This window comes from Vibrio sp. B1Z05 (assembly GCF_052955985.1).
The window spans coordinates 2,343,835-2,364,840 of the sequence record NZ_CP130463.1; the positions used below are offsets into that span (position 1 = coordinate 2,343,835).

21 protein-coding genes and 1 other RNA gene are annotated in these 21,006 nt (G+C 43.7%); 7 read left to right on the forward strand and 15 right to left on the reverse strand.

Features of this window, described 5'->3' with window-relative positions:
• Nucleotides 1-89: 89 nt before the first annotated feature.
• A complete protein-coding gene (barA, locus tag QV280_RS10640; RefSeq protein WP_023405007.1) occupies nt 90-2,846 on the forward strand; it encodes a two-component sensor histidine kinase BarA in 2,757 nt (918 codons plus the stop codon).
• A gap of 146 nt (nt 2,847-2,992) precedes the next feature.
• Here barA and acpS read toward each other — a convergent pair whose 3' ends face one another.
• From acpS to rpoE, 11 genes are all read right to left on the reverse strand, one after another.
• A complete protein-coding gene (acpS, locus tag QV280_RS10645) occupies nt 2,993-3,391 on the reverse strand; it encodes a holo-ACP synthase (protein WP_152819443.1) in 399 nt (132 codons plus the stop codon).
• Nucleotides 3,391-4,122: a pyridoxine 5'-phosphate synthase gene (gene pdxJ / locus QV280_RS10650; protein ID WP_023405005.1), complete on the reverse strand. Its 732-nt coding sequence runs from the start codon at nt 4,120-4,122 to the stop codon at nt 3,391-3,393. Before pdxJ ends, acpS begins: the two co-directional genes overlap by 1 nt.
• Nucleotides 4,119-4,838 (reverse strand): DNA repair protein RecO, encoded by a 720-nt coding sequence (gene recO, locus QV280_RS10655; RefSeq protein ID WP_023405004.1) that lies wholly within the window; start codon nt 4,836-4,838, stop codon nt 4,119-4,121. Before recO ends, pdxJ begins: the two co-directional genes overlap by 4 nt.
• A gap of 53 nt (nt 4,839-4,891) precedes the next feature.
• Nucleotides 4,892-5,890 carry a GTPase Era gene (era, locus tag QV280_RS10660; protein WP_023405003.1) on the reverse strand — a complete coding sequence of 333 codons (999 nt, stop codon included), beginning with the start codon at nt 5,888-5,890 and terminating at the stop codon, nt 4,892-4,894.
• A complete protein-coding gene (rnc, locus tag QV280_RS10665) occupies nt 5,883-6,560 on the reverse strand; it encodes a ribonuclease III (protein WP_152819442.1) in 678 nt (225 codons plus the stop codon). The genes era and rnc overlap by 8 nt, the downstream gene beginning before the upstream one ends.
• Before the next feature lie 9 nt (nt 6,561-6,569).
• A complete protein-coding gene (lepB, locus tag QV280_RS10670) occupies nt 6,570-7,466 on the reverse strand; it encodes a signal peptidase I (RefSeq protein WP_152819441.1) in 897 nt (298 codons plus the stop codon).
• 97 nt (nt 7,467-7,563) lie between these two features.
• Nucleotides 7,564-9,357 (reverse strand): translation elongation factor 4, encoded by a 1,794-nt coding sequence (lepA, locus tag QV280_RS10675; RefSeq protein WP_152819440.1) that lies wholly within the window; start codon nt 9,355-9,357, stop codon nt 7,564-7,566.
• A gap of 109 nt (nt 9,358-9,466) precedes the next feature.
• Nucleotides 9,467-9,961: a SoxR reducing system RseC family protein gene (locus QV280_RS10680; RefSeq protein WP_152819439.1), complete on the reverse strand. Its 495-nt coding sequence runs from the start codon at nt 9,959-9,961 to the stop codon at nt 9,467-9,469.
• Between the two features lie 15 nt (nt 9,962-9,976).
• A complete protein-coding gene (gene rseB, locus QV280_RS10685) occupies nt 9,977-10,924 on the reverse strand; it encodes a sigma-E factor regulatory protein RseB (RefSeq protein ID WP_023404998.1) in 948 nt (315 codons plus the stop codon).
• Nucleotides 10,921-11,538 (reverse strand): RseA family anti-sigma factor, encoded by a 618-nt coding sequence (locus QV280_RS10690; RefSeq protein WP_039971018.1) that lies wholly within the window; start codon nt 11,536-11,538, stop codon nt 10,921-10,923. Before QV280_RS10690 ends, rseB begins: the two co-directional genes overlap by 4 nt.
• Nucleotides 11,539-11,562: 24 nt before the next feature.
• The gene (rpoE, locus tag QV280_RS10695; RefSeq protein ID WP_023404996.1) at nt 11,563-12,141 is read right to left on the reverse strand and encodes an RNA polymerase sigma factor RpoE; all 579 of its coding nucleotides are present in this window, start codon (nt 12,139-12,141) and stop codon (nt 11,563-11,565) included.
• A gap of 379 nt (nt 12,142-12,520) precedes the next feature.
• On the opposite strand from rpoE, the gene nadB reads away from it, so the two are divergent.
• Complete coding sequence (gene nadB / locus QV280_RS10700) at nt 12,521-14,152, forward strand: L-aspartate oxidase (RefSeq protein WP_023404995.1); 1,632 nt, start codon at nt 12,521-12,523, stop codon at nt 14,150-14,152.
• Nucleotides 14,153-14,265: 113 nt separating this feature from the next.
• Here nadB and QV280_RS10705 read toward each other — a convergent pair whose 3' ends face one another.
• On the reverse strand, nt 14,266-14,529 hold the full coding sequence (locus QV280_RS10705) for an FAD assembly factor SdhE (protein WP_023404994.1): 264 nt from the start codon (nt 14,527-14,529) through the stop codon (nt 14,266-14,268).
• A 264-nt stretch (nt 14,530-14,793) separates the two neighbouring features.
• On the opposite strand from QV280_RS10705, the gene ygfZ reads away from it, so the two are divergent.
• The gene (gene ygfZ / locus QV280_RS10710; protein WP_152819438.1) at nt 14,794-15,735 is read left to right on the forward strand and encodes a tRNA-modifying protein YgfZ; all 942 of its coding nucleotides are present in this window, start codon (nt 14,794-14,796) and stop codon (nt 15,733-15,735) included.
• Nucleotides 15,736-16,359: 624 nt separating this feature from the next.
• Nucleotides 16,360-16,566: a DUF1107 domain-containing protein gene (locus QV280_RS10715; protein WP_021712297.1), complete on the forward strand. Its 207-nt coding sequence runs from the start codon at nt 16,360-16,362 to the stop codon at nt 16,564-16,566.
• 54 nt (nt 16,567-16,620) lie between these two features.
• On the opposite strand, the gene QV280_RS10720 is transcribed toward QV280_RS10715, so the two are convergent.
• Genes QV280_RS10720 through QV280_RS10730 form a run of 3 tightly spaced genes read right to left on the reverse strand, consistent with a single transcriptional unit; the run spans nt 16,621 to nt 19,580 of the window.
• On the reverse strand, nt 16,621-17,823 hold the full coding sequence (locus tag QV280_RS10720; protein ID WP_152819437.1) for an FAD-dependent 2-octaprenylphenol hydroxylase: 1,203 nt from the start codon (nt 17,821-17,823) through the stop codon (nt 16,621-16,623).
• Nucleotides 17,824-17,831: 8 nt separating this feature from the next.
• A complete protein-coding gene (gene ubiH, locus QV280_RS10725; RefSeq protein WP_253912512.1) occupies nt 17,832-18,956 on the reverse strand; it encodes a 2-octaprenyl-6-methoxyphenyl hydroxylase in 1,125 nt (374 codons plus the stop codon).
• A gap of 57 nt (nt 18,957-19,013) precedes the next feature.
• Entirely contained in the window at nt 19,014-19,580 is a 567-nt protein-coding gene (locus QV280_RS10730) for a YecA/YgfB family protein (protein ID WP_023405095.1), read from the reverse strand.
• A 288-nt stretch (nt 19,581-19,868) separates the two neighbouring features.
• On the opposite strand from QV280_RS10730, the gene zapA reads away from it, so the two are divergent.
• From zapA to QV280_RS10745, 3 genes are all read left to right on the forward strand, one after another.
• The gene (gene zapA / locus QV280_RS10735) at nt 19,869-20,159 is read left to right on the forward strand and encodes a cell division protein ZapA (protein WP_023405094.1); all 291 of its coding nucleotides are present in this window, start codon (nt 19,869-19,871) and stop codon (nt 20,157-20,159) included.
• 30 nt (nt 20,160-20,189) lie between these two features.
• A non-coding RNA gene (gene ssrS / locus QV280_RS10740) (6S RNA) lies at nt 20,190-20,374 on the forward strand.
• A 1-nt stretch (nt 20,375) separates the two neighbouring features.
• Nucleotides 20,376-20,975: a 5-formyltetrahydrofolate cyclo-ligase gene (locus QV280_RS10745; protein WP_152819435.1), complete on the forward strand. Its 600-nt coding sequence runs from the start codon at nt 20,376-20,378 to the stop codon at nt 20,973-20,975.
• Nucleotides 20,976-21,006 lie beyond the last annotated feature (31 nt).

The window sequence follows — 21,006 nt, forward strand, 5'->3', positions numbered from 1 at the left end:
AATTTCAATGATTTAGACTTAGGTCCAAGTTTACAAAATTTGAAAGCCTTTCACGGCTTATTTTTTCACATCCGACGCATTAATAAAACATGACCAGATATGGACTTCGTGCCCGCGTAATAACACTCACTCTTGCACCGACGCTGATTGTCGGTATGTTACTGAGCCTGTTTTTCACCTCTAATCGATATAACGACCTAGAGGCACAGCTCATTACTGCGGGTACTAATATTGTAGAACCATTGGCCATTGCCAGTGAATTTGCCATGTTGCAGCAAAATCGCGAAGCGGTGCGACAATTAATAAGCTACAGCCATAGAAAACGTTCCGATGTAGTGCGAAGTATCGCAGTATTCGATGCGCATCACGAACTATTTGTGACTTCAAATTTTCATCCTAACTTTCAAAGTTTGATGTTTAAGAAGTCCGAACCTATTCCACTGCACAGCACGGTGGAACTTATTGATACCCGCTTAATTATCCGAACCCCGATTATTGCAGAAGCGCAATTTGTTGCCCCGCAAGCGGATGCCAAACAAAGTGACCAAATTCTCGGTTATATCGCTATTGAACTCGATCTCTCCAGTTTGCGCTTGCAACAGTATCAAGAAATTGTGGTGGCGTTAGTGGTGATGTTTTTGGGGGTCGGGCTTTCCGCCTTCTTTGCTTATCGGTTAATGCAAGATATTACCGCGCCGATCACCCACCTTAAAAACAGTGTTGACCGCATCCGGCGCGGACAATTGGATGTGCGTATTGAAGGTAAGATGCACGGTGAGCTCAACTCGCTAAAAAATGGTATCAACTCGATGGCAATGTCGTTGTCGGAATACCATATAGAAATGCAGCACAGTATCGATCAGGCAACCTCTGATCTTCGAGAGACCTTAGAACAGTTAGAAATTCAGAACGTTGAATTAGATATTGCGAAAAAACGGGCTCAAGAAGCAGCAAGAGTCAAATCTGAATTCCTTGCCAATATGTCACACGAGCTTAGAACGCCACTAAATGGGGTGATTGGCTTTACCCGCCAAATGCTCAAAACCAATCTTTCTCATAGCCAGACCGATTATTTACAAACCATTGAACGTTCGGCAAATAATCTTCTGAGTATCATCAACGATATTCTGGACTTCTCTAAACTCGAAGCCAGTAAGTTACTACTGGAAAACATTCCGTTTGATTTCCAAGAATCACTGGAAGAAGTGGTCAACCTGCAAGCGCCAAGTGCCCATGAAAAAGGTTTGGAGTTAACCCTTAAAGTTGATCCTAAGATCCCGGCAGGCGTTGTTGGTGACTCACTGCGTATTCAGCAAGTACTGACTAACTTAGTAGGTAATGCGATCAAGTTTACAGAGCGTGGCAACATTGATGTCAGCATTGAATTACGCACCCAAAAAGAAGAGCAAGTTGAAATTCAGTTTATGGTTAAAGATACCGGTATTGGTATCTCTGAGCGTCAGCAAGCTCAGCTATTCCAAGCCTTTAGCCAAGCCGATGCCAGCATCTCTAGACGCTACGGCGGTACAGGTTTAGGGCTAGTGATTACCCAAAAACTGGTGCGTCAAATGGGCGGAGAAATCAGTTTAACCAGTCGTCTACACCAAGGCTCAACCTTCTGGTTTACCATTCGACTCAATGCTACTGACTTACCTATGGAGCAGACGGACCTTTCTTCTATCCGAGGTAAAGAAGTACTGCTTATTGAACAGAATTTACAAGCGGCGAATGTGTTGCAGCAAATGCTGACTCAAGAAAACATTGCTACGCAATATCGCTCAGCCTTACCAGAAACCATCACCCCTCACGATTACATGATCTATAACGTTCCAGTCAACGAGATCATCAGTGAAACAGAGCTTATCGACTTTATCAGCCAAGCCAAAGCGGTCTGCCCTAATGTCATTATTGGTCTGCCAAGTAACCAACTTGCGCTGTCTGAAACCTTGATCGAACAACATGCGGTGTCGTGTATTATCAAGCCTCTGACCCGCACTAAGATCATACAAGCTATGCTGAGAAATCAAGATGATGACTTGTCTGTGTATGACAAACCTGAGCCTATCTTGTTAGATAAATTGCCATTAAAAGTCATGGCCGTTGATGATAACCCAGCTAACCTAAAACTCATTTGTGCCCTGCTCAATGAACATGTTGAGTCTGTTGTCACCTGCTCCGATGGACAGTCTGCGGTTAATGAGGCCACTCATCATCAATTTGATTTGATTCTAATGGATATCCAAATGCCGGGCATTGACGGTGTGGCGGCTTGCCAAGCGATTAAGAAAACCGCCAGCAATAAAGATACGCCAATTATTGCCGTAACAGCTCACGCAATGAGTGGCGAGCGAGACCGATTACTTAAAGCAGGCATGGATGATTACCTCACCAAGCCAATTGAAGAACCGGTACTTTTAAAACTGCTTAATCACTGGGGTGGACACTCCATAGAAGTGCCAGAGCCTATGATTCCGCCTCTGATTGCATCTAAGCCTTCCAGTAGTGACGTCATTATCGATTGGCGCGCTGCGTTAGCTCAGTCAGCAGGAAAAGAAGAGTTAGCCAAAGAGATGCTACAAATGCTGGTTGACTATATTCCAGAGGTCAATCAGGTTGTCGAGCAAGCCATTGATGAGCAGTTATCATCAAAAGATGAGCTTATTCATCACATTCATAAGTTGCATGGCAGTTGCAGTTATTGTGGCGTGCCTAAACTGAAAAAAGCCTGTGCTCAATTAGAGCAAATGCTGCGTTCAGGAGACTCGATGGATGATGTGGAGCCAGAGCTTTTAGAGCTGCAAGATGAAATGGAAAAGGTACAAACTACCGCAAATTTGTACCTTTAGAATGAATACCAAGCACACTAAGTAAGTGTTCAGAACTAGCACAAAAAAATGCTCGAGAACAAGGCAGAATTTTTCGATAAGTAGTTATTCTACAATCAAAAATTCTAACGCCGTTATCGAGCATTTTAACAAGCTAGAATGATCCGTTATTTAGTACTATTGGTATCACTTTCAAAAATGACGGTGGCGACCGCATAGTGCCTTTCATCGGATATAGAAAGGTGCACATGAGTTGTCCCCAATTGCTTAGATATTTGCAATGCTTTACCCGATAGGTGCAATTGTGGCTTGCCTAGCTCATCGTTACTGACCGTAAAGTCTTGAAACGAAACGCCTTGTGCAATACCTGTACCTAACGCTTTTGAAGCGGCTTCTTTAGCGGCAAAGCGTTTAGCCAGAAACTTAGCCTTTAAATTAAGCTTTTCAAACTGAGCCATTTCTGACTCAGTTAAAATGCGTTGTGCAAAAGGTAGCCCTGTTCGATTAAGTGCTTTTTCGACACGCTCAATCTCAGCAATATCCGTACCTAAGCCAACAATCGCCATTATTTACGAGCCTGATCCATAATCGCTTTCATATCTGAAACGGCTTTTTCTAAGCCTTCAAATGCAGCGCGGCCGATAATTGAGTGGCCAATATTAAGCTCATAGATTTCAGGTAAAGCGGCTACTGCGGCAACGTTGTGGTAAGTCAGACCATGACCCGCATTCACAATGATGCCTTGCTCAGATGCATAGGTAGCAGCCTTAGCAATCACAGCCAACTCTTTGTGTTGCTCTTCTTCTGTTTCTGCATCTGCGTAGTGGCCAGTGTGCAGTTCGATAAAAGGAGCACCTGCCGCTTTCGAGGCATCAATTTGCGCTTGGTTTGGATCGATAAACAAAGAGACTTTAATTCCTGCTTCGCTCAGTGTTTTGGTCGCCGCTGTGATTTTCTCTAGCTGACCGACAACATCTAGCCCACCTTCTGTGGTCAGTTCTTCACGTTTTTCAGGCACAAGACAAACAAACTCAGGCTTTGTTTTTAAGGCAATTTCAACCATTTCATCGGTCACTGCCATTTCTAAATTCATGCGCGTTTGCAGAGTTTCGGCCAATAGACGTACGTCTCTGTCTTTGATGTGGCGACGGTCTTCTCTTAAGTGAACGGTAATGCCGTCAGCGCCAGCACGCTCAGCAATATCTGCCGCATGTACAGGATCTGGATATTTAGTTCCACGAGCATTTCGTAAGGTCGCAATATGGTCAATGTTGACCCCAAGTAAGATTGGATTCATTTTTTGATACTCCGTGTTCGGGGCATAAACAACTCCCGACTTTTTATTGGTTTTCCGCCAAGATAAGGCTTTAAGGCTATGCGTGTAAAGCGCTTTGCCGAACTCAGTTGTGATTTTGAGATAAAGCGCCTTTCACTTAATGCGATCAGATCTTCTCCCTTAAAAGTGAGGTTATCTTTACGCACGGATGCAATGAATCCTTGCTGTTCTCGATAGCGATAAGTCATCTGTGGATCGATAGGCATACCCGTGCCAGTACAGTGCAGAAAATCCACACCATAACCGAGTGCATTGAGCAGGGCTAATTCAAAACGGCGCAGCGCAGGCTCAGGGTTATCCGCTTGCGCAAGCTCAGTTAAAGCATGCAGATAATCAATAAACAGCTCTGGATATGGGACTTCTTGAGCGATGACACGGGCGAGGATTTCGTTGATATACATAGCAGAGTAAAGGCTTACTCCACTCAAAGGTAATCCGAGACTGATAGGCTCTGCTTGGCGCAATGTTTTCATTGATCCGCCACCAGACCACTTTAGCAGTAGTGGCGTAAAAGGTTGCAATGCGCCTTTTAAAGGTGAACGCTTGCTTCGACCTCCCTTACTGAGGATCGTGACTCGACCAAACTCTTCAGAGAAGACATCTAAGATCAAACTCGATTCTGTATAGGGACGACGATGTAATACAAAACAGCGCTGAAATCCGTCAATTACCGACATAAATAGATACTATAAAAAACTCCACCAAGGCGGTGGAGTTTTGGGATGTGTTTTTATAGGTCGTCCATGTAGCCTAATGAACGAAGTGCTCGCTCATCATCTGCCCAACCCGACTTAACTTTGACCCAAGTTTCAAGGTAGACCTTGCGACCAAACAACTCTTCCATATCCAGTCGAGCTTCACGGCCGATGGTTTTGATTTTTTCGCCACCCTTGCCGATCACCATTTTCTTCTGGCCACTTCTCTCAACTAAGATAAGGGCATTGATATGGAAACCATCGTTATCAGGGTTGTAATCAAAACGTTCAACTTCAACTGTTACTGAATAAGGCAGTTCATCACCGGTGAAACGCATGAGTTTCTCACGCACAATCTCTGACGCCATAAAGCGCTGTGAACGGTCTGTGACATACTCTTCAGGGAAGTGATGGGTTGCTTTAGGCAAGAAATCACGTACGTGCTTACGCAGTACATCGGTGTTCTTACCTAATTTAGCTGAAATAGGAACCACATCAACAAAGTCCATTTTGCCAGTCATTTCTTGCATATGTTGCATCACAAGGTTGCGGTCTTGAACCTTATCAACTTTGTTCACACACAGCACAACAGGGAAATTAGCGGCTTTTAATTTGTTTAGCACCATTTCATCGTCAGCAGTCCAGTGAGTGCCATCAACCAAGAAGAAAACCAAGTTAACATCACTTAAAGAACTGTTTGCAGCACGGTTCATCAAACGGTTGATCGCACGCTTTTCTTCGATATGTAACCCTGGGGTATCAACGAAAATAGCTTGATAATCACCGTCGGTATCCACACCCATAATGCGGTGGCGCGTGGTTTGTGGCTTGCGTGACGTGATTGAAATCTTTTGCCCAAGAATATGGTTCAGAAGCGTTGATTTACCTACGTTTGGTCGACCCACAATGGCAATAAAACCACAGTGTTGGTTTTCCGTTGAGGTAGCTTCGCTCTGATTGTTCGAGGCAAAATACGCATCCAGATCAATGCCTTGATCTTCTGCTTGGTCTTCTGGTTGATCGTGATTAGACATTTGTTAGTTTCTCCAATGCAAGTTCGGCAGCCGTTTGCTCAGCTTTACGGCGACTTGTTCCCTTGCCAGTGAAAGGCTTTTCAATACCCGAAACAATACAATCAACAGTGAACTCTTGGTTATGAGCCTCACCTTTTATCTTGATCACTTCATAAGTCGGTAGAGGCTTACGACGCCCCTGCAAGAATTCCTGTAGACGTGTCTTAGGATCTTTTTGTGATACGCCAGGTTCAATCGCTTCAAGACGGCTCATATACCATCCTAAGACCATTGCACGTACCGTTTCTGTACCACTGTCTAGGTATACAGAACCGATAATCGCTTCTACCGCATCCGCTAGAATTGAATCACGACGGAAGCCGCCACTTTTCAATTCACCTGGACCTAATTTTAAGTAGTCTCCGAGTTCGAATTCACGTGCTAATTCAGCCAGAGTTTTTCCTCTTACCAAGGTTGCGCGCATTCGACTCATATCACCTTCGTTTACCTTAGGAAAACGATGGTACAAATCATCAGTGATGACAAAACTTAAAATTGAATCGCCCAGAAATTCTAGTCGCTCATTATGTTTGCCATTGGCGCTGCGGTGTGTCAGCGCCAAGTGTAGGTTATTAATGTCGTTAAACTTATAACCAATGCATTTTTCTAATCTGTTTAATTGAGAATTCATACTCTCTGATTACTCTATACCGCCAATGCGGTTCAAACGAATACCGGTTGGAATCCATGAAGGTAAGAAGCTGTCGTTGTCACGATCAAACTCAAAACTCATCCAAATACCAACTGCTTTGCCAACTAAATTGGCTTCTGGCACAAAGCCCCAATAACGGCTATCAGCGCTGTTATCACGGTTGTCACCCATCATGAAATAATGCCCTTCTGGCACAATCCACTCACGAACACCAGGTCTAGGCTGATACGCAGACACGTTATCTTGGCGTAGAGGGTTCACCAATACTTGGTGCTGATGTTCACCCATAGTTTCATCTAGACGAATCAATGGGACATTATTTTGTACAAACTCGCTTTCCGTATAGTTAGTTAGAGGCACTGGTTTACACTGCTTCTCACCACTTGGTTTAATACAAAGTTTCTTCTCTTGAGTATAGCGAATAGTATCGCCCGGCAAGCCAATTACTCGTTTAATGTAGTCAATGCTCGGTTGCGGTGGGAATTTAAATACCGCAATATCACCGCGCTCAGGCTTACCTGTTTCGACCAACTGTGTGCGCCATACTGGATCTTTCAAACCGTAAGAGAACTTCTCTACTACGATGAAATCACCCACTAGCAACGTTGGCATCATAGAACCTGAAGGGATTTGAAACGGTTCATAAATAAATGAACGCAAAATCAATACAAAGGCAATCACTGGGAAGATAGAAACGCTGTTTTCTACCCACCACGGTTGGTTTTCTACTTTTGCTTTCGTTTCTTCATCCAAACCATTGGTTTGCGCTTCAACGTCTGCCACCTTGGCTGCTCGTTTCTTCGCCCAAACTAGCTTCTCTAAAGCGTAGACAATACCAGTAACCAAAGTCACTATGACTAGGATTAGTGAAAACGTATTAGCCATTGAAATCCCTTAAAATTTATATGTTTCTAAAACAACGAAAGTGAAAGAGCCAATAACTCTTTCACTTTGCAATTATTATCTAACCATTTTTGAATGGTTAATCTTTGCCGACATGAAGAATAGCAAGGAAAGCCTCTTGCGGAAGCTCAACGTTACCGATTTGCTTCATACGCTTTTTACCTTCTTTCTGTTTCTTCAATAGTTTCTTCTTACGACTCACATCACCACCATAACATTTTGCTATTACGTTTTTGCGTAACTGCTTAACGGTAGAGCGAGCAATAATGTGGTTACCAATCGCGGCTTGAATTGCAATATCAAACATTTGTCGAGGAATGAACTCTTTCATTTTCTCAACCAATTGGCGACCACGAGTTTGAGAGTTATCTTTGTGCGTGATAATTGCCAATGCATCTACTGTATCACCATTAAGCAATACATCTACGCGAACCATGCTTGATTCTTCGTAGCGATGGAAGTTGTAATCCAATGATGCATAACCACGAGAAGTGGATTTTAGACGATCAAAGAAGTCCAAAACAACTTCTGCCATAGGCAGGTCGTAAGTCAATGCGACTTGGTTACCGTGATAAACCATATCCACTTGAATACCACGTTTTTCAACACAAAGCGTAATAACGTTACCTAGGTAATCTGATGGCACTAAGATATTACAACGTGCGATTGGTTCACGGATAGCTTCTAAATCGTTAACTGCAGGTAGCTTAGCTGGGCTATCTACATATAAAACTTCGCCGTTAGTTTTCTCAACTTCATACACTACGGTTGGTGCTGTAGTGATTAGGTCAAGGTCGTATTCACGCTCTAGACGCTCTTGAATAACTTCCATGTGAAGCATACCCAAGAAACCACAGCGGAAACCAAAACCTAGTGCAGCTGAGCTTTCTGGCTCATAAAACAGTGACGCATCGTTTAGGCTCAATTTACCTAGTGCATCACGGAAGTTTTCATAATCATCTGATGATACAGGGAATAGACCCGCATATACTTGAGGCTTCACTTTTTGGAAACCTGGCAGTGCTGTTTCACAGCCGCCTTTAGCGTGAGTTAGGGTATCACCTACTGGAGCACCAAGGATATCCTTGATACCACAGACTACCCAGCCTACTTCACCGGTATTTAACCCTTCGGTATCAATACGTTTAGGGGTAAAGATACCTAGACGATCCACACCCCATACTTGGCCTGTGCTCATCACTTTAATTTTGTCGTTTTTCTTTAGCTTGCCGTTTTTGATACGCACAAGTGAAACAACGCCAAGGTAGTTATCAAACCATGAATCGATGATCAACGCCTGCAATGGGCCGTCAGGATCACCTTCTGGTGCTGGGATCGCTTTCACGATTTCTTCCAACACTTCATCAACGCCAAGACCTGTTTTCGCCGAACAGCGCACAGCTTCTAAAGCATCGATGCCAACAATTTCTTCAATTTCTTCAGAAACACGCTCAGGATCAGCGGCTGGAAGGTCAATCTTGTTTAGGATTGGCACAACCTCTAGATCCATTTCAATGGCGGTATAACAGTTAGCCAAAGTTTGCGCTTCAACACCCTGACCTGCATCAACCACCAGCAATGCGCCTTCACAAGCGGCAAGTGAACGAGATACTTCGTATGAGAAGTCTACGTGTCCTGGAGTATCGATGAAGTTCAATTGATAGGTTTCCCCATCATTTGCTACGTAGTCTAAGGTCACACTTTGAGATTTAATGGTGATGCCGCGCTCTCTTTCAAGATCCATAGAATCAAGAACTTGCGCCTCCATTTCACGAGAGCTAAGACCCCCACAGACTTGTATTAAACGATCTGATAGGGTGGATTTACCGTGGTCAATGTGGGCAATAATCGAAAAGTTACGAATGTTCTTCATAGTAAGGTGTGGTTAGACTCATACAAAATTGAAAGGGGAAATGATGTTTATACTCATCATTTGGCTCAGATTGGCAGATTCTACCGAATTTCGGCGCTTGTCGCTATCTTCATTTTACTTCTAGTGGTTGACCTAAGGTGCGAATTAAGGTGACTTGTTGCGCAGCTTGGTGATTAGTACGCTTTAATTTTGCTTTTACCACTACCCCACCAATACACGCAAAGCCAACGCCAAGCACTATGCTGAGCCATTCGTGACCATCTAACATCACATTAGAGATCTCGGTGCCAACTAGAGCGCCAAGAAACAAGAATAGTAAAGGTACTAGGTACACTATGGCTGCGGCTGACAGTAACGCTTTTTCAGGCAAACCTATTTCAACAATATCGCCTTTAGCTACCGCCGTGGAGGTAGTCACTGACCAAGCATGCTCTTTATTGCCTATAGCTTTGGTCACCTGCCCTGTGGCACAGCTTGATTTAGAGGCACAGCCACTACAACTGGTCTGTTGCTCACAGGTCAGATCGACTTTAAATATCGCTTCATCGGTTTCAGGTGATGACACTTGCGTCACTTTGGTCACCTGAGCTAATGCATTCATCATGGTCTTTACACCTAGCTAGTGGAAAGTCACCGATTGTAATATACGCTGCGCCGTACGTGGAGGAATATCTCCGACTACAATGACTTCATGTTTATTCATAATAGCACTTTGTAGGGTACGTCTGCCTTGTCGCACCAATTGACGCTTCAATGATTGATCGTCTTCTGGGGCAACATAAATGGAAAACTGGAATAATCCATCTGAATATATTTGGCTTTCAACTATGCGATCTGAACCAAATAATGGGTGACTTTGCATTTTTTTACTCACAAAGCCTTTTGGCATCCATTCAGCATTCCATGAGATCTCATCCACACTGCCGTCGGGCAAGGTGACCACATCCGGCAAGGTCGCTTTTTCTAGCCCCTTCATAATGGGAATCAAATGATCAGAAATAGAATAAGACACGGTTCTATATTGCTCGATGATTTCGCCGTCACGATCAATAAGATCGGCACGCAAAGGTAACGCTGTTCTTTCATCAATCCACATAATGTAAGAGTAACGTTGACCATCTTTTGGTACTACACGTACAACTTCACTAGCTGCACCGGCTTCGCGAGCACGCCCAACTTTAACAAAATCGTAATAGATTTTTAGCTTGTCAGGATTGATGCTAAGCATAGGCATTAATGGAGCAACCATTTTATCGGATGCGATGGTAAAAGGATCAATGCCGGGCTCGATGTAACTGATCTCTCCACCACGACGAATGACTTCTCGTACCGGTCCACTTAAATACAACAATTGAGCAAATCGAGTGTCATTATCATTGGCTTGGCGATACACCAAAGGCTCAATGCTGCTCTTTCGAATCAACACGTATGACATCTCGTAGTTGAGAGTCTCGGTTGCAGTGCTCATTTTGTAGATTAGGGCCTCAGCTGAGTTCTCATCAGCTAAGGCTAAGGGAGAGGCTGTTAAGCTGAGCAGCGCGCACACACTGGCCAGAAATTTCTTCATTTGATTTCCGTTTCTACGTCGGAGCTAGTTTCGCTATGGTTTAAACGAAGTTGTAACTCATAATCTTGCAATACTGTATTGATGCGACGACGTTGCTCTGCAAGTTGTTCATCTTTCGCTGAGATTTTTGCCGACTCTGACTTAGTACGCACTGAGTCACGAGTTAAGCTCACCGGCTCAGCACTACCTGCAATAGGAATCGTCTGTAGCACAGGCAGTGTTTCCGGAGCTTGTGACGCATTACCGTCTACGCTACCGCCGTATTGCTGAACTCCGACAATGACCGCAAAAGAAACGCAAGCAGCCACGGCTACCTGACCAAATTGGGTGAGCCATTGGGGAAGAGCCTTTTTAACTGTCGCTGGTGTTGGTTGTTCTTCTAGCATTGGACGCACATTGCTTGAGTGAGCAGGCTCATCTTCAAGGGCAAGAGCAACTTTGCTCGCAATATCCCAATCTGCGCCTTGTTTTGCGTCACCGCGCATAACATCACCAATGAGATGGTAATTCTGCCACGTTTGTTGAGCATCCTTCTCGTGTTCTACCTCAGAGATCAAGCTCAAGTCTACCGACTCTCCATCCATCAATGCTGAGATTTTCTCTTTGTTAGACATTACATTCACCATTGTGATTATTTTCTAACGCTGAAGAAGCGGTTGCATTTTTTTCTCTACCGCTTCTCGAGCTCTAAATATTCGCGAACGAACTGTGCCCACTGGACACTCCATAACGGCGGCTATGTCTTCGTAGCTCAAGCCATCAAGTTCTCGCAACGTCATTGCTGTTTTTAAGTCTTCTGGCAGTGCTTCAATTGCATTGAACACTACCTCTTTCAATTCATTGGACAACGCTAAGTTTTCAGGGTTCGAAATTTCTTTTAGCGCATTACCAGTTTCTATATATTCAGCGTCTTCAGCATCCACATCCGTTGCAGGCGGTCTGCGCCCTAACGCAACAAGGTGATTTTTTGCGGTATTCACCGCGATACGATACAACCAAGTATAAAAGGCACTTTCTCCCCTAAAATTAGGGATAGCACGATACGCCTTAATAAAGGCTTCTTGGGCTACATCAGCGACATCACTTTGGTTGTTCACATATCTAGAGATCAAGTTGCACACTTTATTTTGGTATTTAACCACCAAAAGATTAAAGGCTTGCTTGTCTCCATTTTGAATTCGCTCAATCAATACCTGATCGGTCAACTGCTCGTTCATTCGAGCTTTTACTCCTATGTTCAGCTCTCATCTTCTCAGATATGAGTTTTATCAATGCATAATGTATTATTGACACCATCGATTACTAGAGCACTATTGTGACTCAATCGAGACACAAAAGTTCATTTTGGTTATGTTTTTTTTATAACTTGGTCCAAAATGTGATGTACTAGACGCTTGATGGCCATTAGAAACGAACTTAAGTCTAAGATTAAAAACTTGATACAACGCATTGCTTTGCGTGGCAACTAGTAGTCGAATAGTAGCACCCTAGTCCTCGTCTGGGTTAAGAACACGTCAAAACTATAAGATATAAAGTGTTCGACGAGTGGTTAATGGAAGGCGATAGAGCCTAATCGAAATAGGATAAAATATATCAATGAATTCAATCGCTCAGCATCAATGTGATGTATTGGTTATCGGTAGTGGTGCCGCAGGACTTTCGCTAGCCCTTCGTGTCGCAAAAAAATCTAAAGTTATTGTGTTAAGTAAAAGTCTAAGCCGAGAAGGGGCTACCTTTTACGCACAAGGCGGTATTGCCGCAGTATTTGATGAATCAGATACCGTTGAGTCTCACGTAGAAGATACGCTGATTGCAGGCGCAGGCTTATGTGAAAAAGACAAAGTTCAGTTTATTGCTGAAAACGCCAAAAAATGTGTGCAGTGGCTTATTGATGGCGGTGTTCCTTTTGACCAAGAAGAGTCACAAAAAAGTGGCGAGCAGCCTCGTTATCACTTAACTCGTGAAGGGGGTCATAGTCACCGCCGCATTCTGCACGCCGCAGATGCAACAGGCATGGCAATGCAAACTTCTTTGCAAGAGAACGTACTAAACCACCCTAACATTACTGTGCTAGAACGCCATAATGCTGTTGACCTAATCACCGAAGATAAAACCGGTGGTGACTCAAGCAAAGTGGTTGGTGCTTATGTATGGAACCGCGACTCTGAGCATGTAGAAACAATTGCCGCAAAATTTGTCGTGCTTGCCACTGGTGGTGCATCAAAAGTGTACCAATACACCAGTAACCCAGACGTATCATCGGGTGACGGCATTGCTATGGCATGGCGCGCAGGCTGTCGTGTGGCCAACCTTGAGTTCAACCAATTCCACCCAACGTGTCTCTTCCACCCAGAAGCACGTAACTTTTTGCTGACTGAAGCACTTCGTGGTGAAGGTGCCTATCTGCGCCGTCCGGATGGCACTCGCTTTATGCCCGATTTCGACCCGCGCGAAGAACTTGCGCCACGCGATATCGTTGCTCGCGCCATTGACTATGAGATGAAACGTTTAGGTGCAGACTGCATGTACTTGGACATCAGTCATAAATCAGCTGAATTTATTACTAAACACTTCCCGACTATCCATCTACGCCTACAAGACCTAGGTTTGGATATGACCAAAGAGCAAATCCCAATTGTTCCTGCAGCACACTACACCTGTGGTGGCGTAATGGTAAACCCTCAAGGGCAAACCGATGTGGAACAACTGTATGCGATTGGTGAAGTGAGCTACACCGGCTTACATGGTGCAAACCGCATGGCATCTAACTCACTGCTAGAGTGTGTGGTATACGCTTGGTCTGCCGCTGAGAGCATTCTTGAGCAATTGGATGATGCGCAAATGCCTGGCAATCTACCTTGCTGGGATGAAAGTCAGGTGAATAACTCTGATGAAGAAGTTGTTCTGCAACACAACTGGCATGAACTAAGACTGTTTATGTGGGATTACATGGGTATTGTACGTACAGATAAACGCTTAGAGCGTGCCCTGCACCGTATTCAACTTCTACAACAAGAAGTTCATGACTACTACAGCAACTTCCGCGTATCAAATAACCTGCTGGAATTACGTAACTTGCTGCAAGTGGCGGATCTTATGGTGCGTTGTGCAATGGAACGTAAAGAGAGCCGTGGCTTACACTACACGCTTGATTACCCAGAGATGCTTGAAGAAGCTAAACCGACTATTTTGGTGCCTCACCATTCAAATAGAACATACCCTAACTAAGCTGTATGTAGCCCTAAAATAAACGGTATGCAACCTAAAACTAAAAAGGCGCTCAATGCTAAATGTCATTGAGCGCCTTTCTTTTTATTCTCTTTATTTTTCAAGAAGATAAATTACGAACGCACTTTACTTAAATTATGTGCCACAACTTTATCTATCATAGCGGCCAGTGCTAAATTTTCACTGCGTCCATGTCCCATAACCCAAGTAAACAAATCTGGATCGTCACACTCAAGCAGTGCCACAAAATCTTTCTTTTCTTGCTCGGTTAGCTCATCAAAGCACTCATCAAAGAACGGCATAATCACGACATCCAGTTCCAACATGCCTCGACGACACGCCCATTTAATACGTGCCTTTTGTTCAGGTGTATACATGCTTTACCTCAAAATAATCACATTCCTTTCAGTCGAGTGTAACAGCAGTCAACTAAGGTAACTATTAGATCAATCACAGTAATTTAGTATTCAGAAATAACCAAGGAAAAATGCTGAAAACAAGCTAGGGTAATAAGTGACAGACTGCGATGGGTTTTATCGCTGAATATTATTGAAAATAGTCTCTTAACTAAAATTCCGCCCTTAGACATCAAGCCAAATTCTGATTACCATAGACAAAACGACTGAGTTCAAGGAACCACTATGAGCGCGCAACCTTCTGTATCTTTAAATACCCCACCTTTAGCATGGACTGAATTGGCTGATTGGCAATCGATCACTGCAATTGGAGAAGAAAGTAAGTCTTACCTGCAAGGTCAAGTGACGTGTGATGTCGTGCAATTAGATGCGACAGAAGCCACCTTGGGTGCCCATTGTGATGCGAAAGGCAAAATGTGGAGTCTATTTCGCTTATTTCACCACAACGGTGGCTACGCTTTATGGCAGCACAAGTCGGGTATAGAAACGGCTCTTCAAGAAATCAAAAAGTATTCGGTATTCTCAAAGGTTGATATTGAAATCAACTCACAACAAGTTAGCCTTGGCATACTTGGTGAGCAAGCCGAAGCGTTTATCGACTCAATTAGTGAAAGCACTGGGGATGTACGAGACCTTGGTTTTGGTAGCGCCGTTAAAATTGACGCTATGCGCTGGCTATTGCTGGTAGATGAAAGTGCCGTTGCTACGTTAACTGCAAAATTAACCGCGGCTGAAAAAGTGCCATCGAATGATTGGGACTACTTTGATGTAAGTGCAGGGCTTCCTCGCCTTACCGCCGCTCAACAGAACACGCATATTCCTCAAATGCTAAACCTACAAGTATTAGGTGGCATTAGCTTTGAAAAAGGCTGTTATACCGGACAAGAAACGGTAGCCCGAGCCAAATATCGCGGGACTAATAAAAAGGTAATGCGCCTAATCCAAGGCAAGGGAAATACCACAACTCCATTTACGTTTGAACGCGCGGTCGGCGACAATTGGCGTGGAGCGGGCGAAGCCATTGCTCAATATTGTAATGAAAATGGGGATGCGCTAGCTCTGATCGTGCTAAACAAAGATATTGAATTTGATACTGAATTTAGACTAGCAGACGATAACGACAACCTTTGGGCTTTAGTTGAATTACCCTATTCGCTAAATGACTAGCCATAGCTAATCGCAACTCAGACTAACTTACACCAGCGGTTGATAAGTCTCTATCAACCGCTTTACTTTGCAACACTTCCCCTCTCACGTGATCTCTCAACACTTATACCAATCGTACTAAATAACTGCTCATTCTAGCTTGTTAAAATGCTCGATAAACGGCGTTAGAATTTTTGATTGTAGAATAACTACTTATCGAAAAATTCTGCCTTGTTCTCGAGCATTTTTCCTGCGCTAGTTCTGATCACTTACTTAGTGTGATTGGTATTATTTAGCGTAAAAGAGACAACATCAAATTTAAAAATTGTGCTTAACTCTTTGAGTAACTTATTTTTTTGCGATATTTACTCATAAAAATAGAACTTTTCATCAATACCTAGTGTCTACTTAATGTGCATATGAGAGCAGGTGCATCAAGCCCCTACTCACTAGCACTAATAACTAGTCACAAACAAATGGCCGCAATAAAAATTCAAACTAGGCCACAAAACCAGATAAAAAGGTCAAGAAGCCTCAAGATTCTGTTTATAAATCTAGTTGCATCACAATTTTGTAAACCAAACTATTTATAATGTGCCCCGCCATGGAGGCAAAGAATAAATTAAAATTATAAAGGTATCAGAAATGAGACTGTTCAAGCGTTATGTTCCGAGCATGATTGCAAAACACGTAAGTAGATTATTCAAAGGAAGAATTTTTATTTACGGTATTGGTAAGTTTGAGTTTGATAACGGGAAGCTAATCCTCCCACATCACGCCGAAGAACGTCACTTCAAAGCGGTAACAGAAGTGAATACTGAGGTGAAAAGACTTAGAGCTTGCTACATTTAGTTGGCTAAAATAAGGAGGCAATTGCCTCCTTTTTTATTAGTTAGTCACACACTTTTATTTTGCCAATTTTGGCAGGTCGCCTTTTAGGCCAAGGGCGTGACGTATCACTTCATTTTTCATTCCGGGCAAGGTCCCGACTAGGCTCATGCCTACACCACGAAATAGTTTCTTTAATGGATCATCACCGGCAAAAAGCTCTTTAAAGCCTTGCATGCTAGAGATCATTTTGACCGCTTCGGCTTTTCTCCAACGCTCAAAATGACGCAGATTGGCATACTCACCAATATCCTTGCCCTTGTTCCAATATTTTTCGATTTCTTCGGCTAACGTTGCAGCATCAAGCAGCCCTAAGTTGACACCCTGTCCAGCCAATGGATGAATGGTATGCGCTGCATCACCAATTAACGCCACTCGCTCTTTAGCAAAATCCCGAGCGTAGCGCATTTTCAAAGGTATCGCATTGCGTCCACTAAGTTGCTTAACCTTACCTAAACGCATGTCAAAATCGACCGCCAGTTGCTTGCAAAACTCTTCTTCGGTCACTTGCATAAGTTGCTGTGCTCTATCAGTGTTTTGCGACCAAACTATTGAACATAAATGAGCTTCATGTAGCGGTAGAAAGGCTAATGGACCAGAGGGCGTAAACACCTGTCTGGCCACATTTTGATGGGGCTCTTCCATCACGACATTACTGACAATAGCGGTGTGGTCATAGTCCCACTCCGTTAAGGGGAAATCTTGTTGCTGACGAACCCAAGAATTGGCGCCGTCAGCAGCCACGACAAGTTTGGCGGTCAGGTTTTGTCCGTTATCTAAGGTTAACCAAGCTTCTCTTTCTCCAACGGCTAAATTGGTACAGAGGTTGCTATGAAATAAGGTGACATTCTCTAGCTTTTTTACTTGTTCAAGCAAAGCATGCTGAATGATTTGATTTTCGACGATATGTCCGAGGTTATCCTCAAAAAGATCAGCCGCAGAAAAATCAATGTTGGAAAAGGTATCTTTTTCCCATACTTGCATAGCAGTGTAAGGCGCATGGCGGTGGTTTAATATTTCTGGCCAAGCACCCAGTTTATGCAATATTTTTTCACTGGCTCGGCTCAGTGCAGATACTCTTGATGCAGGCTCTTCGCTCACTTCAGTCGGTGCATTGCTTTCAATAACGGCAATTCGAATGTCCGTCTCTTTTAATGCCAAAGCTAGGGTTAACCCAACCATGCCACCACCAACAATCACTAAGTCTACATTTTTAATCATTGTATGTTCTATACCAGTCCTAGACTACGGTTCTTAACCGGGCCTTGTATGGAGGGGGCTATATCGAAGATAGCAAGCCCTAGGTTCCTAGCTACCACCATAGGTAGCCAATCATTTGAAAATATTCGGACCAATGCTGAGGTCATGTCACAAGTAGCCTCGCGATCCGCTTCTCGGTTATCCCGAAATTGCGCTAAGCACGAATAATCACCGCAATCAGTATGCTGGGCCAGTACATCCACTAAACCTGCCACATCACGAATGCCTAAATTAAAGCCTTGCCCAGCAATTGGGTGTAGGGTTTGTGCCGCGTTGCCAACAAAGGCAATACGATGATGAACTAAACGTTCACGCTTATGCAACTGTAAGGGATAACTGGCTAAAGCACCCACTTTATCAAAGCGGCCTAAACGCCAACCAAACTCTTGTTGTAACTCTTCTAAGAACTGCGTTTTACTCCAAGACAATGCGTGTTGCAGCATCGACTCTTTCATACACCAAACCAAAGACATGCGTTTACCTGTCATAGGCAGTAACGCCACTGGGCCATGGGAAGTAAATCGCTCAAAAGCCTGATTGTTATGCGGTTTATCTAACTCTACATTGGCAATCAGCGCATGCTGTTCAAAGTCATCCAGTGATTTGGGGTTATTGATCAGCTCAGCAACTTTTGAATTGGCTCCATCCGCAGCCACAACTAATTGCCCGCATAAACGAATGCCTGACTTTAATACAGCTTCAATATGTTGTGGCTCTTGTACAAGATCGACAATGGCGTCAGGGCAAAAAACGTCGATATTTGGATCACGCTGTAACTGCTCTCGATAGACCGCACCAACATTGGCAAGCTCAACCACTGCGCCCAAAAGAGGCTTATTCAGTTCATCGGCACTAAAGCCTGTTTGAGCGAAGTGTCCACGATCCGATACATCTATGCTATTAATCGGCGTTGCCTCACTAGAGAGCGCATCCCACAATTTATAACGACGCAACAAGTCAATGCTACCTAATGACAAGGCTATTGCTCTGGAATCGAATCCAGGGTGTTGTTGTGACTCAGAGAAAGCCTCTACTACCGCCACTTTTTTATTCGCGGTACGGCTTAATGCAAGCGCGAGTGTCGCTCCACTCATTGCACCACCAATAACAATCACATCGTACTGCAATAGAAAACTTCCTTTCTTATTCGATTAATGAACAGTCTTTGGTTCAGGTTTTGCAGGTTTACCACCTAACTCTCCATGGATAGTCAGCACGCAAACTTTAACATGTTCAAGCACTTGCTCTAAAAGTGCTGCTTGTTCTTCTTGATCATCTTCTGGGTCTACTTCAAGTTTTGCGATCTCTAGCAAATCTTGTAGTGCTTCTTTTGTTTGGGCACTCGCTTTATTTATTTGCGCGTCAATTAAGCCCAAACCTGATACAAAGTGACTCACCCACTCCACCATAGCCTGTGCGTAGACCTGAATATCTTGGTCTTCAGGTAGCAATGTACTGAGTTCAAAATTATCATCCGCTAGCTCAGCACGAGCCACTTTAAGGCTTTGTTGTGCAATTGCTAAACACGCCATTGGCCAACCCATTCCATCATTGGTGTAGTCAAATAATAGGGATTGCCATGCTTCGCTATCGTTGCTTAATCCACCGCTTAACATGCCAATTAGAAGACCATGCATTTCAGCAGGAGTAATTGCAATTTCTGCTGTCTTTAGTTCATCAGCAACGGTGAGGTAATTAGGTAAAGAGATCTGACTCATGAGGTACAATTCCTATTAGGGATTAATCGCATTATCTTATCATTTGACTGGAACTCATTACAGATGCAAATCAGCATGCAAACTAGTCAGTTCTGTTCAAATACTACTATGCTTCTATATCAAGAATGTAGATCAAATGAGCAAATTGCTTTGTTTCTGACTAGTTAGCACCATAACCTGATGCTCATGTTCGGAAAAGCTTGAATCTTGGTGGGGGTTTTTCTATAGTTTCTTGCCTGTATGTGCATAGGATGCACAGACTTTTGGAGCAGCAATGAGTTATCTAGCATGAGCAGTCAAGCAGTTGAAGTTGAAATTTTAGGTAAGATCACTCGAGTAAATTGCCCTGTCGGCAAAGAAGATGCATTACGACAGGCTGCACTTAACCTTGATCAACGTATTAAGGATATGGCGGACAAAACAAAAGTCGCTAATACCGAGAAACTCATTACCATAGCAGCTCTAAATATTTGCTATGAATTGTTAGAACAAGAGGCAAGTAGCGAAATTCAACAAGATATCGCACAGCGCCTTGAGTTTCTGGATGACAAGCTAGACAAAGCTCTAACGAAAGAGTAAAAAAGTAGCCAACTGGACGGCAGAATTAAAATTACCCTGGGGTGTGCGTCAGCTGGATTTATGTCCCTGAGCCGATAAGCAACCCTTAAGGGTTAGTACTTGATGGCTATTGAGCAAGCTCGACTCGTATCGAGAAGCCTACGGTCCTCATTGCTGATCCGCCTTGAACCAGCTGGTTCAAGGGCCAAAATCCGCAACGGCACTCTGGGGTCCCTCATGCAATTACCTGTAACTCGTAATGAGATACGTAAGCACATCCGTAAACTTCGCATTGCACTGACCACGGCTGAGCAAAACCTTGCTTCCTTACAGTTAGTCGAGCAATTTAAACAGCTTGCCGAACTTACTCAGGCTAAAAATGTTGCGCTGTATTTAGCGAATGATGGCGAAATCAATCCCGAACTCGCCATTCAATGGTGCTGGGAAAACAGCATCAACACTTATGTTCCTGTGCTGCATCCTTTTACAAAAGGCCAATTGCTTTTTCTTAAGCTAACGCCGACAACCGAGCTTATAGCCAATAAATACGGCATTCTCGAACCCAAACTCTCTGTATGTAATATTATTCCTGTTGCTGAACTTGATGTGATATTCACGCCTCTGGTAGCGTTTGATGTACATGGTCATCGCCTAGGTATGGGTGGCGGATACTACGACAGAACGTTAGCGCCTTTTATTGATGGCCATGGCCCACAAGCAATTGGGATCGCTCATGATTGTCAGCAACTGTCTTTGCTACCCACCGAAGAATGGGATGTGCCGCTAAATAAAATCGTCACGCCAAATAAGACCTGGAATTGGTCTCTTTCACCTTAAGCACTTGATTCAAATATTTAACAGATGAGTA